At 32.4% G+C, this 16,859-nt stretch carries 16 protein-coding genes; 2 read left to right on the top strand and 14 right to left on the bottom strand.

Translation table 11 applies throughout. The features are described from left to right. Positions 1–36: 36 nt before the first annotated feature. The 8 genes from dhaK to ACTTBK_RS06055 form a co-directional block, all read right to left on the bottom strand. Positions 37–1,029, bottom strand: coding sequence for a dihydroxyacetone kinase subunit DhaK (gene dhaK / locus ACTTBK_RS06020; RefSeq protein WP_440619090.1), 993 nt, complete (start codon positions 1,027–1,029; stop codon positions 37–39). A gap of 8 nt (positions 1,030–1,037) precedes the next feature. Continuing rightward, the gene (gene dhaL / locus ACTTBK_RS06025) at positions 1,038–1,664 is read right to left on the bottom strand and encodes a dihydroxyacetone kinase subunit DhaL (RefSeq protein WP_440619091.1); all 627 of its coding nucleotides are present in this window, start codon (positions 1,662–1,664) and stop codon (positions 1,038–1,040) included. Continuing rightward, positions 1,654–2,664 carry an ABC transporter ATP-binding protein gene (locus ACTTBK_RS06030; RefSeq protein WP_440619092.1) on the bottom strand — a complete coding sequence of 337 codons (1,011 nt, stop codon included), beginning with the start codon at positions 2,662–2,664 and terminating at the stop codon, positions 1,654–1,656. The genes dhaL and ACTTBK_RS06030 overlap by 11 nt, the downstream gene beginning before the upstream one ends. Continuing rightward, positions 2,657–3,745, bottom strand: coding sequence for an ABC transporter ATP-binding protein (locus tag ACTTBK_RS06035; protein WP_440619093.1), 1,089 nt, complete (start codon positions 3,743–3,745; stop codon positions 2,657–2,659). Before ACTTBK_RS06035 ends, ACTTBK_RS06030 begins: the two co-directional genes overlap by 8 nt. A gap of 1 nt (position 3,746) precedes the next feature. Then, a complete protein-coding gene (locus ACTTBK_RS06040) occupies positions 3,747–3,938 on the bottom strand; it encodes a hypothetical protein (protein WP_440619094.1) in 192 nt (63 codons plus the stop codon). Beyond that, on the bottom strand, positions 3,938–4,882 hold the full coding sequence (locus tag ACTTBK_RS06045; RefSeq protein WP_440619095.1) for a carbohydrate ABC transporter permease: 945 nt from the start codon (positions 4,880–4,882) through the stop codon (positions 3,938–3,940). The genes ACTTBK_RS06040 and ACTTBK_RS06045 overlap by 1 nt, the downstream gene beginning before the upstream one ends. After that, positions 4,882–5,781 (bottom strand): carbohydrate ABC transporter permease, encoded by a 900-nt coding sequence (locus tag ACTTBK_RS06050; protein WP_440619096.1) that lies wholly within the window; start codon positions 5,779–5,781, stop codon positions 4,882–4,884. Before ACTTBK_RS06050 ends, ACTTBK_RS06045 begins: the two co-directional genes overlap by 1 nt. 68 nt (positions 5,782–5,849) lie before the next feature. Further along, the gene (locus tag ACTTBK_RS06055; protein ID WP_440619097.1) at positions 5,850–7,154 is read right to left on the bottom strand and encodes an ABC transporter substrate-binding protein; all 1,305 of its coding nucleotides are present in this window, start codon (positions 7,152–7,154) and stop codon (positions 5,850–5,852) included. A 114-nt stretch (positions 7,155–7,268) separates the two neighbouring features. Between ACTTBK_RS06055 and ACTTBK_RS06060 the strand changes: the two genes are divergently transcribed. Together ACTTBK_RS06060 and ACTTBK_RS06065 are read left to right on the top strand one after the other, a co-directional pair. Further along, positions 7,269–8,324: a sugar phosphate isomerase/epimerase family protein gene (locus tag ACTTBK_RS06060; protein ID WP_440619098.1), complete on the top strand. Its 1,056-nt coding sequence runs from the start codon at positions 7,269–7,271 to the stop codon at positions 8,322–8,324. Next, complete coding sequence (locus ACTTBK_RS06065) at positions 8,324–9,472, top strand: Gfo/Idh/MocA family protein (protein ID WP_440619099.1); 1,149 nt, start codon at positions 8,324–8,326, stop codon at positions 9,470–9,472. Before ACTTBK_RS06060 ends, ACTTBK_RS06065 begins: the two co-directional genes overlap by 1 nt. A gap of 10 nt (positions 9,473–9,482) precedes the next feature. Here ACTTBK_RS06065 and ACTTBK_RS06070 read toward each other — a convergent pair whose 3' ends face one another. The 6 genes from ACTTBK_RS06070 to ACTTBK_RS06095 all read right to left on the bottom strand — a co-directional run bounded on the left by ACTTBK_RS06070 (position 9,483) and on the right by ACTTBK_RS06095 (position 16,859). Further along, positions 9,483–10,436: a 2-hydroxyacid dehydrogenase gene (locus ACTTBK_RS06070; RefSeq protein WP_440619100.1), complete on the bottom strand. Its 954-nt coding sequence runs from the start codon at positions 10,434–10,436 to the stop codon at positions 9,483–9,485. Positions 10,437–10,443: 7 nt separating this feature from the next. After that, positions 10,444–11,733: a glycolate oxidase subunit GlcF gene (gene glcF, locus ACTTBK_RS06075; RefSeq protein ID WP_440613663.1), complete on the bottom strand. Its 1,290-nt coding sequence runs from the start codon at positions 11,731–11,733 to the stop codon at positions 10,444–10,446. Then, positions 11,733–13,013 carry an FAD-binding protein gene (locus ACTTBK_RS06080; protein ID WP_440619101.1) on the bottom strand — a complete coding sequence of 427 codons (1,281 nt, stop codon included), beginning with the start codon at positions 13,011–13,013 and terminating at the stop codon, positions 11,733–11,735. The genes glcF and ACTTBK_RS06080 overlap by 1 nt, the downstream gene beginning before the upstream one ends. Continuing rightward, complete coding sequence (locus ACTTBK_RS06085) at positions 12,967–14,463, bottom strand: FAD-linked oxidase C-terminal domain-containing protein (protein WP_440619102.1); 1,497 nt, start codon at positions 14,461–14,463, stop codon at positions 12,967–12,969. The genes ACTTBK_RS06080 and ACTTBK_RS06085 overlap by 47 nt, the downstream gene beginning before the upstream one ends. Before the next feature lie 3 nt (positions 14,464–14,466). Next, positions 14,467–15,630, bottom strand: a complete 1,164-nt coding sequence (locus ACTTBK_RS06090; protein WP_440613660.1) for a pyridoxal phosphate-dependent aminotransferase — start codon at positions 15,628–15,630, stop codon at positions 14,467–14,469. Positions 15,631–15,707: 77 nt separating this feature from the next. After that, positions 15,708–16,859 (bottom strand): alpha-hydroxy acid oxidase, encoded by a 1,152-nt coding sequence (locus tag ACTTBK_RS06095; protein WP_440619103.1) that lies wholly within the window; start codon positions 16,857–16,859, stop codon positions 15,708–15,710.

Below are 16,859 nucleotides of genomic sequence, written 5' to 3' on the forward strand. Positions count from 1 at the left end.
AATTAAATTATATACTTCTACAATAATTATCTACTTCTACATTCCCCAACGCATTGCAGCAGTATGAACTGGTGAGTCCCAATTTTTTAAAATCTCTTCATCACATTTTAAAAGAGTTATAGATGCTCCTTGCATTTCTAGTGATGTACAATAATTGCCAACCAAACTTCTTGTGATTTCAATATTTTTAGATTTTAAAATTTCACATGCATCGTGATATGCTAGATATAATTCAGTAAGAGGGGTTCCGCCCATTCCATTTACAAAAAGAAGGGCCTTCTCATTTTTTTGGGGTTTTAGATCCTCAAGAATAGCTTCTAGCATATTTGAAACTATTGTTTTTGATGGTTGAATTTTTTCTCTTTTTCTTCCTGGTTCTCCATGAATACCTACACCAAATTCCATTTCATCATTCCCAATATCAAATGTCGGTTTACCAGCAGCTGGGACTGTACAACTTGTAAAAGCAACTCCCATTGTGCCAGAATTTTTATTTACTTTTTCTCCTAGGTTCTTACATTCTTCCAAAGAAAAACCATTTTCTGCAGAAGAACCAACAATTTTTTCAACTAAAACAGTTGCGGCAACACCCCGTCTTCCAGTTGTGAATGTGGAGTCTTCTACTGCAACATCATCATTTGTTATTATACTATCATTTTTACCAGAGTACATTTCGGCACCCATTTGAAAATTCATAATATCTCCAGAGTAATTTTTAACTATAAACAAAACTCCTGCACCACTATCTACATGTTCTGCAGCAGCTTGCATTTGATCAGGTGTAGGTGCTGAAAATACGAAACCTGGACACGCTGCATCCAACATTCCATGACCTACAAAACCACCGTGCATAGGTTCATGCCCACTTCCACCACCTGATATAAGAGATACTTTTCCTTCTTTAGTCTTATTCTTTCTTGAAATGAAATTTGGATCAAATTTTACATCGATAATATCTTTGTGAGCTTTACCAAAGCCCTCTAAACTTTCATTTAAAAAATTATCTACGTTGTTAATAAATTTCTTCATTATTCCTCCTATTCATTAATTACAGATTTACATATTGTTTCAATTATTAGCTGTGAAGAACGAGCACCAGGATCTATGTGTCCCTTTGCTCTCTCGCCCAAAAAAGATGCTCTTCCTTTAGTAGCTAGCATATCTTTAGTTAACAACATTCTTTCTTCAGCAATTTTAATCACCTCTTTTAAACCTTGGTTTTTATCAATATTTTCATTTTTAATTTCATTCAATTTTTGAGAAACAGGAATTAAAACATCCATCATTGTCTTTTCTCCCACATCAGCTTTACCACGATCCTTCATCGCATTAATACCTGATATTATCATTTCACAAGCTTTACTAAAATTTACTTCTTCTAAATTTGATGTTTTAGCCATTGACATAAAAAATGTTCCAAACAAAGCACCGGAAGAACCTCCAATACCTGATAGTACCTTCATAGCAATCATATTCAAAGCTTTTGAAAGAGGTAAATCTTTGATTGTGCTTTCTAACTCTACGACCAATTTTAGTCCTCTTTGTACATTAAAAATATGATCACCATCCCCTATATTTTGATCCAACTTTTCAATTTCAGATGCATTGGCGTCTATTACTTTTTGAATGATTTTTGCTTGTGATATTAAAAAATTAACGCTCATAAATTCTGTTTCCTTCTTTATCAAATTTTAAAACTTTATTTGCATCAATGTCAAAATTAATAATTTCATTAATTGTAGATTTGTAATTTCCTTGTACTGATGCAAGTATCTCATTGCCTTGATAATCAATTGCGACAACAGTTTCAGAACCTAAATTCTCAACTGAAATTATTTTACCCTCATATTGACCATTTCCTAAAGAAACACTCTCAGGCCTAAATCCTATTTTTGGTGGCTCATCCTTACTTTTAAATAATGAGCCTGGTAATATATTAATTTTTGGAGAACCAAGTCTTTGCGAAACATAAATAGAATTAGGATTTTCATAAATTTCTTCTGGTGATCCTATCTGAACTACTACTCCTTCTTTAAGAACACCTATTTTATCTGCCAAGGTTGTTGCTTCAGCTTGATCATGAGTAACGTATAAGATGGTTGCATTTAAATTTGTTTGAATATTTTTTAATTCTACTCTTAAACTTTCTCTTAATTTTGCATCAAGTGAGGATAATGGCTCATCCATTAAATAAATGTTTGGTTTACGTATAAGAGCTCTGCCAATCGCAACTCTTTGCATTTCACCACCTGATAATTGAGTTGCTTTATTATTTAATTTATTTGAAATTTTTAACATCTTTGCGATGTTTTCAATTTTGTTTTTAATCTCTTCCTCAGGCAATTTCCTCATCGGAGAACGCAGTGGGAATGCAAGATTTTCATAAACACTGTAGTGAGGATATAAAGAGTATTGTTGAAAAACAAAAGAAACGTCTCTAGATGCAGGCTGATCCTCTGTAACATTCTCATTGTCAAAAAGTACACTTCCTGAGTCAATTTTTTCTAAACCAGCTATACATCTTAGTGTTGTTGTTTTTCCAGCACCTGATGGTCCAAGCAACACAAAAAATTGTCCATCTTCAATTGTAAGATTAATATCTTTTAATGCTTTTATTTTTTTATTGTAAGTTTTAAATAAATTTTTTAATTCTACTTTAGCCATTATTCATAAACTCACTTTTTAAAGATTTATCAGTTGAACCATCAAAAATAATAATATTGTTGTTTGATGGTTTTATTTGAACATTTTCATTTATCTTTACTTTTTTAGAAACATCAGTTCTAACTTTAATCTCACCAACTCTTGTTTTGACTGTAATAATTTTTCTAGAGCCTAGATATTCTATTCCATAAATAGAACCTTTTAATCCACTTTCATCAGTTAAAGTTAGATTTTCTGGACGTATTCCAAAATAATTGTTGTTTTCTTTTGATTCTTCAAATTGCTTAGGAATTTCAAATTTTGTTTCATCAATCTCAATTGAAGATTGATCTTTGGATATACCTTTTTCTAAACTTATAAAATTCATCCCTGGAGAACCAATAAAAGACGCAACAAATTTTGTTTTGGGTTTATTATAAATTATACTTGGCTCATCTGCCTGCAATATTTCACCACCATCCATAACAGCAATACGATCTGCTAAAGACATGGCTTCTAGTTGGTCATGAGTAACATAAACTGTAGTAGCTCCAATTTCTATGTGAAGTTTCTTTAATTCTAAACACATTAGTTCTCTAAATTCTGCATCTAAAGTTCCTAACGGTTCATCCATAAGGAAGGCTTTTGGTCTTCTCACTAATGCCCTACCTAGAGCAACTCTTTGTCTATCTCCACCTGAAAGAGAAGATATATTGGAATTTAAAATATGATCGATTCTCAAAAGTTTAGCTGCCTCTTCAACTCTATTTTTTATGTCTTGTTTACTGTATCCCTGCATTTTCAATGGAAATGAGAGGTTGTTTCTGACATTCATATGTGGATACAAAGCAAATAATTGAAACACAAAAGCAATATCTCTTTCAGATGCTCTCAACATTCCAACTTCTTCTTCTCCAAGATAAATCTCACCTGATGTTGGCAATTCTAATCCAGCAATCATTCTAAGAGTTGTGGTTTTTCCACATCCAGAAGGACCAAGCAAAACAAAAAATTCTTTGTCTTTAATAGTTAAATTAGAATTTTTTACTGCTGTAAAATCACCAAAAGACTTTTGTAGATTTGCTATTTTAATTTGAGACATATCAATCTGGGAAATGACTTGTTATTACGAAACCTATAGTTCCTACTAATATTACTATGAAAGAATAAGTAAACATCCACATTGCAAAAGGCTGCAGCAACATAAACACACCAAGAAGAATTATTACAGTTGATAGATTTTCCCAATACACTCTTCTAAATATTTTTCTGATTAATGATTTTTCTTCTTCCATTATTTTCTAACTGCTCCAAAAGTAATTCCTCTTAAAAGATGTTTTCTTAATATTATTGTAAAAATCATTACCGGTAATAAAAACAAAGTTGTTCCAGCACCAATAGCAGGCCAATCTAATCCTCCTTCACCAATAATTGTAGGAATAAAAGGAGGTGCTGTTTGAGCATTAAATTGAGTTAGCAATACTGCAAAAGCATATTCATTCCAAGAAAATATCATACAAAAAATTGCTGTGGCAGCTATACCTGTCATTGCCTGTGGAAGAACAACTTTAAAGAAAGCTTGAAGTCTGGAATATCCATCTATCATAGCTGCTTCCTCGTATTCTTTTGGTATTTCATCCATAAATCCTTTTAATAACCAAACTGCTAAACTTAAATTTACAACGGTGTATAAAATAATCATACCTAAGTGCGTATCACCGAGACCTAATTTTCTATACATAATAAATATAGGAACAGCTACTGCTATTGGAGGAAACATTCTTGTTGAGAGAATAAAAAATAATAAATCATCTTTTAATGGAACTCTAAATCTTGAAAATGCATAAGCAGCTAGTGCTCCTAAAAAAACTGAAGCAAAAGTTGAGCCAAAACCAATTATCATAGAATTTGAATACCTACCTAAAAACTTTGATGGTCCAGTTATAACCATCTCTCTACTTCTAACTAATTCTTCATACCAATTTTCTGGTGGAGGCAATGAGTTTAAATATTCCTCAGATTGTCTTGATCTGTTAGTAAATAAGTTTACATACCCTTCAAGCGAAGGTTCGAAAAAAACCTCTGGAGGATAAGATATTGCGCTATCTACATTTTTAAAACTGGTCATTACCATCCATGATATTGGTATCAAAGTGATAACTGTGTAAATAATTATAATCGCAGCAGCAATTTTTTTAGAGAATGAGGATGGTTCCAAATATGATCTAGATGTGTCCATTAGCGTTCCTTAATTTTATTCATTACTTTGACATAGACATTTCCAAAACCAAATATAGTAACAAAGAGTATGACTGCAAAAGCCGAGCTATAACCAGTTTTCCATTTTTCAAAAGCTTCTCGTTTTAAATTTATTGATGCAAGCTCAGTTGCAGAGCCTGGTCCACCTGAGGTGAGTTCAACAACCATGTCGAACATTTTAAAATTTTCTATTCCCCTAAAAAGCAAGGCCAATAATAAAAATGGTAAAACAGATGGTAATGTTATGTATAAGAATTGCTGCCATTTGCTTGCTCTATCAACTTCAGCTGCTTCATATAAATAATTTGGAACTGATCTTAGACCTGCCAAACAAATTAACATTGTAAAAGGTGTCCACATCCAAGTGTCTACTATTACTATAGCCCAAGGTGCTAAAGCACTAGAACCTATCATGTCAAAACTACCCAGATCGTAAAAAAAATTTACTGCGTAATTAAAGAGACCTACTTGAGGATTATATAAGTAAGTCCAGAATACGCCTACTACAGCTGGAGACAACATCATGGGAAGAACAATTAAAGTTGTTAATAATTCGTTTCCTTTAAATTTTCTATTAAGTAGTAAGGCTAAACCTAAACCAATTATTGCTTGAAGCAGTAATGTCCAAAACATGAAGCTTGCTGTAACTTGCATTTTTTCCCATATAGCTTCCCTGTTAAGAATTTTAATATAATTTTTTAAACCAATAAATTCTGGTTCTCGTCCAATTTTATTTGCATAAAAATTTGTAAATGACATTCTGATTGCATAGATCAGTGGATAAATGTTTATCGCCAATAAAAGAATTACAGTTGGTCCAATAAAGAGCCATCCTACAGCTTTATCAGATAGTCCTTTAAATTTCTTTTTTACGCTCATAAAAATTTTGTTATAAAAAAAGGGGAGATGCATCCCCCCTTTTTTTAAATTATTTTAACGTATTATGTTTACAGTTTTCCGTCTGCTTCAAACACATCAACCCACTCTACGATAATTTTATCAAGAGCTTCTTTAGCAGTTCCTTTTCCATTAACTACATAGTCATGAATTGCTTCTTGCATCGGAAGCATCAATTCTACAAATGTTGGTTCTTGCCAAAAATCTTTAACAATACCCATAGAGTCTAAGAAACCTTGTGCATAGACAGTTGACGTTGGAAATGATGGTGAATTTAAAACATCATTATGACATGAATATCCACCAAGATCCCACCATTTTTGTTGTACATCTGGTCTTGCAAACCACTTGATATACTCAAGAGCAAGATCTTGTTTGTCTGAATATTTAACAACAGATATACCTTGTCCACCCAATGTTGCGGCCGCAACATTTTGTTTAGGGTTTGCAAAGAAGCCACTAACTCTTCCATCGCTATCTTCTTTAGATACACCTGGCCAGAAAGCATACCAATTCATTTGGAATGCAACTTGTCCAGATTTGTAAGCGTCTAGATTTGCAACCATGTATGCATCTGAGTGTCCTGGAGGTGCACAGTCTTCATATAACTTTCTGTAAAATTCAACTGCTTCTACAGCTTGTGGTGAATTGAAAAATCCTTCCATATCATATGGTTTATTTGGATTTTCATATTCCATACCCCAAGCATACATTGCAGCTGTAACACCCATTGTTATACCTTCAGATCCACGTTCTGTATTAATTGCAGCTCCATATCTTTTCTGACCATCAATCTCTCTGCCTTGGAAAAAAGAACACATGTCATGTAATTGATTCCAATTTGCAGGAACTCCTAGGTCATATCCATGTTTCTTTTTAAATGCAGCATTAAGCTCTGGTCTATCAAACCAATCTTTTCTGTAAGCCCAAGCTAATGCATCTCCCATAGCAGGTAATGCATAGTAATTCTCACTTCCTTTTGGCCAAGTTGAGTATGCATAAACAGTTGCTGGTGAAAAATCATTCATTGAAATTCCCTCTTTATCGAAGAAGTCATTCAATTTTACGTAGTGTCCGTAAACTGCACCAGCACCAATCCATTGTGAGTCACCAATTAATAGGTCAAATGTTTTACCTTTGTTGTTAAGTTCATTTAACATACGGTCGGCAAAATTTGGCCAAGGTACAAACTCAAAGTTTACTTCTATTCCAGTTTCTGCTGTGAATTCTTTAGTTAATTCTTGCAAAGCATTAGCAGGGTCCCAAGCGGCCCATCCTAAAGTGATAGATTTAGCATTTGAATTTACAGAGAATGAAAATAAAGAAACAAACAATAAAATCATTATTTTTTTCATTTTATCTCCTCTTAGTTTAATTAATCTAATTATAATCTATCCAAAATGTTTTGTGCCTGCTAGTATTTTTTTATAAAAAAATAAATTGTTGATAAATTTAAAGAAAGGGAAATTATGAATAATATAAAAGGTCCTGCAATTTTTCTAGCACAATTTGTGGGTGAAAATGTACCGTTTAATTCTTTAGACAATATTTGTAAGTGGGCATCATCTTTAGGTTACAAAGGTGTACAAATTCCAAGTTGGGATAATAGACTGATCGATTTAAAGAAAGCATCTGAAAGTAAAGATTATTGCGATGAAATTAAAGGAATAACAAAAAAATATGATCTTGAGATCACTGAACTATCAACGCATCTTCAAGGACAATTGGTTGCAGTGCATCCTGCATACGACACAGCATTTGATGGATTTGCCGCACCTGAAGTTAGAGGAAATCCAAAAGCAAGGCAAGAATGGGCAGTCAATCAATTAATGATGGCAGCTAAAGCCTCGAAAAATCTTGGACTTGATAGGCATGTTACTTTTTCTGGAGCATTAGCTTGGCCTTACGTTTATCCTTGGCCACAAAGACCAGAAGGATTAATTGAAAATGCATTTAATGAACTTTCAAATAGATGGAAGCCAATTCTTGATCAATTTGACCAAAATGGAGTTGATCTTTGTTATGAGATACATCCTGGTGAAGATCTTCATGATGGTATTACTTTTGAAATGTTCTTGGAAAAAGTTGGTAATCATAAAAGATGCAACATGCTCTATGATCCTAGCCATTATGTTTTGCAAAATTTAGATTACTTGGCTCATATAGATATTTATCATGAAAAAATTAAAATGTTTCATGTTAAGGATGCAGAACTTAACCCTACTGGAAAACAAGGTGTCTATGGTGGTTTTCAATCTTGGGTTAATAGAGCTGGTAGATTTAGATCTCTTGGTGATGGACAGGTAGATTTTAAATCAATTTTTTCAAAGTTTACTACTTATGGTTATGATGGCTGGGCTGTTCTTGAGTGGGAATGTTGTCTAAAACATCCAGAAGATGGGGCTAGAGAAGGAGCTGAATTTATCAAAAATCATATCATTAACACTACAGAAAAAGCATTTGATGATTTTGCAGGAAGTGGTGCTGACATTGAGGCTAATAAAAAAATGCTTGGTATAAATTAATGCAAAGAAAAATACGTATTGGAATGGTAGGTGGTGGAGAAGGTGCATTTATTGGGGGTGTTCATAGAATAGCTTTAAGACTTGATGGTCATTATGAATTAGTAGCAGGTTGTTTTTCGTCTGATTTTAAAAATTCAAAAGAAACTGGAAATAAACTTGGATTATCAGATGAACGTATTTATGAAACTTACCAGGAAATGGCAGAAAAAGAGTTTGCTCTTTCTGATGGAATTGATGTTGTTTCTATAGTAACTCCTAATCATCTTCATGTACCAATAGCAAAAATTTTTGCAGAAAAAGGTATTCATATAATTTGTGATAAGCCTCTAGCTCTAACGACTGAAGAAGCAAATTCTCTTAGAGATATTGTTGAAAAAAAAAAATTAATTTTTGCTTTAACACATAATTACACTGGATATCCTATGGTAAGACATGCTAGATCTCTTATTAAAAGAGGTGATCTGGGAAACATAAGAGTTGTTCAAGCAGAATATCCTCAAGATTGGTTGACCACAAAAGCCGAAGACACTGGTTTAAAACAAGCTGAGTGGAGAACTGATCCCAAAAGATCAGGAGGAGGAGGGTGTATAGGAGACATTGGAACCCACGCATTCAATCTTGTCAGATTTATTACTGGATTAGAATTGGATGAGTTATCAGCCGACATTCATACTTTCATTAAGGGCAGAAAACTAGACGACAACGCTCAAATCATGCTTAGATTTAAAGGTGGTGCAAAAGGTGCAATATGGTCCAGTCAAGTTGCAGTTGGGAATGAAAATAATCTTAAAATAAGAGTTTATGGTGAAAATGGCGGATTGGAGTGGAGACAAGAAGATCCTAATTATTTATATTTCACAAAATTTGGTCATCCAACTCAAAAGATTACTCGAGGGAGTAGCAATACTAGCAAAGAGGCAGAGGACGTTACAAGAATTCCGCCTGGACATCCTGAGGGCTATTTAGAAGGGTTTGCTAATATATATAGCGATGTTTCTAAAACATTATTTGCTGAAATAAATAAAAAAAAATATGATAAATCAAATGATTGTTATCCGACAGTTTATGATGGTGTTGAAGGTATGAAATTTATAGAAACTATTTTAGAGTCTAGTAAAAATAATAGCAAATGGGTTCCATTTAATTAATATAATAAATTTAATTTACTTTATTTACACAATTACCAGTTCTAAAAAATTCATCTATATTATCGATTGCTAAATTTCCCATTGCAATTCTAGTATCTTTTGTAGCGCTTCCTAAATGAGGCAAAACAAAAACACTCGGGATTTTTAAATAACCAGGATTTAAGTTTGGTTCATTTTTATAAACATCTAATCCTGCAGCATAAATTTTTCTTCTATTCAATGCATCAATCAAAGCTTCATCATCAACTATATCACCTCGAGCAACATTTGTTATCACAGCACCTTTGGGGAAATACTCAACTGTCTCTTTATTTATTAGGTTTTCTGTTTCCTTTGTAGCTGGGCAACAGATAGATAAAACATCTGAAACTGAAAAAAGACTTTTTATACTGTCATGATAAATTGCGCCCTGCTCTTTATCTTCACTTAATTTTGAACGATTATGATAATGAATAACCATGCCTAAAGATTTAGCAATATTTGCAATTTTTTGACCGATACGACCCATACCTAAAATTCCTAGTCTTGTTCCTGTTAACTGTTTTCCAATTAAATAATCTGCGGACCATTTCCATCCACCCTCACGCGCAGATTCAATTCCTTCTGACGCTCTTCGACAAGCTCCTAATATAAGCAATATTCCTATCTCAGCTGTAGCATCTGACAAAACTTCTGGGGTATTAGTTACGGCAATACCTCTTTTTTTAGCAGCATCTAAATCAATATTTCCAAAACCAACTGCAAAATTTGAAATTATTTTAATACTATCTGGAAGTTTATTTATTGTATCAGCATCTAATTTTTCAGTTAAAGATGATAAAATTCCATCACATCCTTCGCTCATTTCAATAATTTTTGATTGTGAATAAAGTTCATCATTTGAATTAAATTTAGCTTCAAATAATTTTGATGCTTTATCTTCACTCTCTCGGATCAGTCTTCTTGTAATTAAAATTTTTTTCATAAAACCCCTATTTTAAAATTTCAGGTTTGGGACCGCCTGTGTACCAATCCAAAACTTCAATTGTATGTAAAATTGGAACTTTAGTACCATGAGAAATTTGGGTAATACAACCAATATTTCCTGTTGAAATAAAATCAGGGTTTAAACTTTCTATGTTATTTACCTTATTTTTTAGTAGTTGTTTTGCAATTTTTGATTGTAAAATATTATAAGTTCCAGCTGATCCACAACAAATGTGTCCTTGTGGAATTTCCATAATTTCATTGTCAGTTTTTTCAAGTAATGAAATTGGTTGTGAATGGACTTTTTGACCATGCTGCATTGAACATGCAGAGTGATAAGCAACTTTATATTTCTTTCCTTTAGATTTTATATTTAGTTTTAAACTTTCAAAAATATATTCAGAAATATCTCTTGTAAGATCTGATATGACTTTTGCTTTTTTACTTAACTCTTTGTCATCTCTAAAAATAAAACCATAATCCTTCATGGTAGTACCACAACCTGATGTATTAGATAAAATTGCGTCTAAATTTCCCTTTTGATGCTCCTCATACCAAGTATTTATATTATTTTTAAAATCTTGGTGAGCATCCTCTTCTTTTCCTAGATGGTGATTTAAAGATCCACAGCAACGAATTTTTTTTGGAACTACAACTTCAACCCCATGTCTATTTAATAATCTGATTGTTGCTTCATTTATTTGAGGTGAAATTTCTTTTTGTACACATCCAGTTAATAAAGCAACTCTTGCTATTCTTTTCTTGTCCGAAACTTTGTAAATCTCTTTAATAGGTAAAGTTTTTTTTGGAAAAGTTGTTGGCATTAATTCAATCATGTCTTTAATCTTTGTAGGCATTAAGAATTTAAATGGCATTGCCAATTTAACAAAAAAACTTGAGAGTCTAAATACTTTAACATTTGGTAAAGTGATTGATAAAAAATATCTAATTAGTTTATCAAAAAAAGATCTTTGATAATTTTTTTCAATATATTTTTTTCCATGATCTATGATGTGCATGTAATTCACACCAGCAGGACAAGTAGTCATGCAGCTATAACATGAAAGACAACGATCGATATGCTTAACAACTTTTTCAGTTGGTTTTCTGTTATTTTCCAACATGTCCTTAATAAGATAAATTCTACCTCTTGGACCATCCAATTCATCACCTAACAGCTGATGTGTAGGGCAAGTAGCATTACACATTCCACAGTGAACACACTTTTTAAATACTTTTTCTGTAGCAAAATTATCAGAGTCTTTAAGTTGCTGTTCAGTAAATTTTGTCTGCATTAAATTCCTCTATACATTTTTCCAGGGTTTAAAATTCTTTTTGGATCAAAACTTTTCTTAATTTTTTCTGAAATCATCAAACGTATATCATCAACTGTAAAAATTGATTCTCCATAATCATAATCTGCAGAAGTTTTTATTACAGTTAAATAACCACCAGATTCCAAAGCTATTTTTTTTAGCTCTTTTATTTTTTCTTCTTTATGTTCATCAACTTCTATCCAAAATAATGATCCACACCAATCCACAAAATATTTATATTTATTATCTAAAAATTTTAATAAATTTGATCCTTTTGCTGGAGGAATAACCATTCTGATTAAATTATTTTTGGTATTCTCAAAAATTTCTAAATTATTGATTTTTTTCCAGAATGGTTCTGACTGATAAACATCTAAAGTAGAATTTTCAAATTTATCAAGTTCAAGCTCTTTACTTAAATTTTTAATTTTTTCCTTAATTGAAATTTTATCTCCCTCTACTCTAAAAGCTAGAAAAGAAGTATTTGATTTTAAATCATTAAATTTAAATACAGAATTTTTTTTCTTCAAAAAATCATCATCCTTTGATTTATTAGGAACATACACTGCTCCTGATATTTCACTGCTGGAACTTGATAATTTAATAAATAAATCAAAAATTTCCTCAGATTTATCAATATAAATTGCAATTGTATTTGAAGAATCTTTTTTTGGTAGAACCTTTAAAGTGATTTCTGTTAAAGCTACTAAGGTGCCAAAGGATCCAGCTATAAGTTTTGACAAATCATAACCAGTAACATTTTTAACTACTGTACCTCCTGATTTGATAATATCCCCTTTACCATTTACTCCTTTAAAACCTAACACATGATCTCTAACACTTCCAACTTTAAACCTTCTTGAGCCTGCATAATTACAGGATAAATACCCTGCTATAGTTCCTTTGTTAGATACACCATTTTTTATATAACCAAAATCAATAGGCTCAAAAGCTAATTCCTGATTATTTTCATCAAGTATTTTTTCAACTTCTTCTATTGGCGTACAAGCCTTTACTTTAATATATAGTTCTTCAGGTCTGTAATCTATTATGCCTGTTAATTTTGAAAGCGACATTGTGTTTGCTGATTGAGCTTTATTTCCTATGAAGCTTTTAGAATTATGTCCTATTATTTCTGTGGGAGAATCTTTTTTATAAAGTTCTCTAATTAATTCTGAAACTTCACTCTCGTTTTTTGGATAATAGATATTATTAGAATCTTGGAAGATCTGGGAATTTATCTTTGCTTTTGTGGACATGAACCCTTCCTTCCTCCGCGCATTTTCTAAGAATAGGATATACTTTTCCAGGATTTAATAAATTTTTCTCATCTAATGATTTTTTAATATCTAACTGTTGTTGAATATCATCGTCATTGAACATCTCACACATAAGTTCTCTTTTTTCGATACCAACTCCATGCTCTCCTGTGATTACTCCTCCAAGTCTTACGCAAGTCTTTAATATTTCTGATCCAAACTCTTCGGTTTTTCTTAACTGCTCTTTATCATTTCCATCAAACATAATTAGTGGATGTAAATTTCCATCACCTGCATGAAAACAATTTGCCACTGGTAAATTATACTTTTCTGAAAGTTTTTTTATTTCAAGTAAAGCTTCTGCGAGTTTACCTCTAGGTATTGAGCCATCCATACAATAATAATCTGGGGCCATCGCTCCACATGCTGGAAACGCAGCTTTTCTCCCAGCCCAGAAAGATAATCTCTCTTTTTCATTTTTACTTAGTTTTAAACTTGAACAATTATTTTTTTTACAAATTATCTCAACTTTTTTGATCAACTCATTTACTTCTGACTCTGTTCCATCAAGTTCAACGATTAATAATAATTCAGCATCTCTTGGATAACCAGCTTTGCTAAAATTATCTGTTGCTTCAATAAGAGCTTTGTCCATAATTTCCATTCCAGCTGGAACTATTCCACTTGAAATTATTTCAGACGCTGCATCTCCTCCTTCTTTAATAGATGGAAAACCAATTAAAGCTGCTTTAACAACTTCTGGTTTTTTCAGAATCTTAACAGTTACTTCAGTAACAACGCCTAATAATCCTTCTGAACCACAAATTAATCCCATAAGGTCATACCCTTCTTGATCAAAAGATTTTCCTCCAATTTTACAAATGGTTCCATCCATCATTACCATTTCTACACCTAAAATATTGTTTGTAGTGGTTCCATATTTTAAAGAATGAACACCTCCTGAATTTTCAGCCACATTACCACCTATTGAGCATGCTAATTGACTAGATGGATCTGGAGCATAATAAAAACCCTTATGTTCTACAGTATGAGTAATTCCTAAATTAGTAACACCAGGTTGAGTGATCACACATTTATTCTCATAATCAATTTCTAAAATTTTATTAAATTTTCCTAAACCCAAAAGGATGGCATCTTGCAAAGGTAATGCTCCACCAGATAAACCTGTACCAGCGCCTCTTGGAACTACTTTGATATTTTCTTCATTACAATATTTAAGAATTTCGCTAACTTCTTTAGTGTTTTCAGGCAAGACCACAGCTAGGGGCGTTTGGGTATAAACTGAAAGTGCATCAGTTTCATAAGGTCTTAATTCATCAGCTTCGCTTAAAACGTTTTCTGGGTTAGTTATGCTTGATAGTTTTTTTACTATCTGAGATTTATTAGATACAATAGATCTATCAATTTTTGGCAAAGCTATTTCAGACATAGCTTAACCTAGCATTTTTTTGATATTTTCCAATGCGTTAGAAATGTTATCCTGAGATGCAGCAAAGCTAAATCTTACGTAATCTTTGCATGTTTTTCCAAATGCTGTGCCTGGGACAATAGCAACACCCGCTTCATGCATAGCTCTTTTACAAAACTCTGAACCATCCATTCCAGTTCCTATAACTTTTGGAAATGCGTAAAAAGCTCCCCCTGGCAAACTGCATTCTACTCCAGGTAAACTATTTAATCCTTCATGAATTAGTTTTCTTCTTTGTGTGAATTTTTCCATCATCAAATCAATTGAATCGTCTGGTCCATCAAGTGCTGCTATTCCTGCAAATTGAGCTGCAGCATTAACACAAGATACACTATTGATTAATAGTTTATTTATATGTTCAATTAATTGCTCTGGCCAAAAACTCCAACCAAGTCTCCATCCTGTCATTGAGTAAGCTTTACTCCAACCTTCTAAAACAATTAGTCTGTCTCTTAACTCTGGATAATTAAAGAATGTTGGCATTTCTTTATTGTCAAATATTTGTCTACTGTAAATTTCATCACTTAGGATTGTAACATGCGGATGTTTTTTTAAACCCTCTGCTAATTTATCAATTTCAGACTTCTCAACAAAACTTCCAGTTGGGTTGTTAGGGTTAATTAAAATTAACAATCTAGTCTTTTCAGTGATTAAAGATAAAATTTTATCTGCACTAAATTTTAAATCTTTATCTTCTGTTAAATCATAAGGTACAGCAGTAGAGCCTGTATAATTAATCATAGATTCATAAATAGGAAAAGCTGGTGTTGGATGAATAATTTCTGCTCCTGGCTCACCAAAACACTGTATTGCATAATGCATTGTAGGTTTTCCACCTGGCATTATGATAATTCTTTCTGGATCTACTTCAGCGTTATATCTCTTTTTGATCCATCTAGTAACCGCTTGTCTGCACTCTAAAATTCCGTTTGAAAGAACATACCCATGGTGACCATCATCTAAAGCTTTTTTTGCAGCTTCAACAACATGTTTAGGTGTTTTAAAATCTGGTTGACCCAATCCAAGATGTATCATTGGGTTTCCTTGCGCTTCTAATTTTTTAGCTTCTGCTAAAACTGAAAAAGCACTCTCTGTTCCAAGTCTATTAAGTGATGCTGCTAGTTTCATAATAAAGTTGGAAAATATACATAAATTAAATTGATTGTCTATTAATTAAGATAAAATTTGAATTTCCTTAATTTATCTTAATTTCTGTAGATTATTTTTGATGCATCAAGATCTTTTACAGATTTACAGCCCATCAAAATCATATTTCTTCTAATTTCTTTTTGCATGTTCTCTAGTAATCTTTCAACACCTTGTTGTCCTCCAGCGCCCAAACTAAAAAGAAATGCTTTTCCAAAACTACAAGCTGTTGCGCCGGCTGCAAGAGCTTTTAAAACATGCGTTCCTCTTCTTACTCCACCATCTAGAATAATTTCTAACTTATCACCTACTGCATCTGAAATTGCTTTAACTTGATCAAAGGGTGACCTAGATCCATCCAATTGTCTTCCTCCATGATTAGATATCATTATCGCTGTACAGCCTATATCAATTGCTCTCTTTGCATCTTCAACGGACATTACACCTTTTAGTGCCATTGGTTTATTCCATTTTTTAATACAGTATTCTGCATCTTTCCAATTCATCGCTGGATCATATTGCTCATTAATATAATCCATTACTGATTTAGCTATGTTTGTTCCTTTGTCGGTTTTGTTTTTAATATTTGCTAACTCAAATTTTTTATTAGTAAAATATTTAAAAACCCAACCAGGTCTCATGGCAAAACTTAATAAACTATCTAATGTAAATTTAGGTGGAGTAGTAAAACCAGTTCTATGATCTCTTTCTCTATTTCCTGCAACTAATGTATCAACAGTAATGCACATACCGTCAAAATTTGCTCTGCTACATCTATCAATTAAATCATCAGTAATTGATTTATCCTTATGGATATAAAGTTGAAATAGTTTTGGACCGCTAGAAACATTCGCAACTTCTTCTATAGAGAATGATGCCATTGTTGACATACTATAAATTGTATTAAATTTTTCTGCTGCTCTAGCAGAAGCTTTATCACCTTCTGGGTCATACAAACTTTGCATCGCTGTAGGAGACAAAAATAGAGGCATATCAATTTTTCTACCAAAAACTGTTGTAGATAAATCTGGCTCTCCAACACTGTTTAAAATATTAGGAACTAAATCACAGTCGTTAAATGAGTCTGTATTTCTGTTTAAAGTTATTTCATCATCAGCACCTCCATCAATATAATGAAATATTGGTGCTGGTAATTTTTTCTTGGCTAATTTTCTAAAGTCATCAAAATTATAGCAATCATTTAAATTCAT

The sequence above is a fragment of the Candidatus Pelagibacter sp. HIMB1493 genome (genome assembly GCF_052047995.1).
GTDB lineage: Bacteria > Pseudomonadota > Alphaproteobacteria > Pelagibacterales > Pelagibacteraceae > Pelagibacter.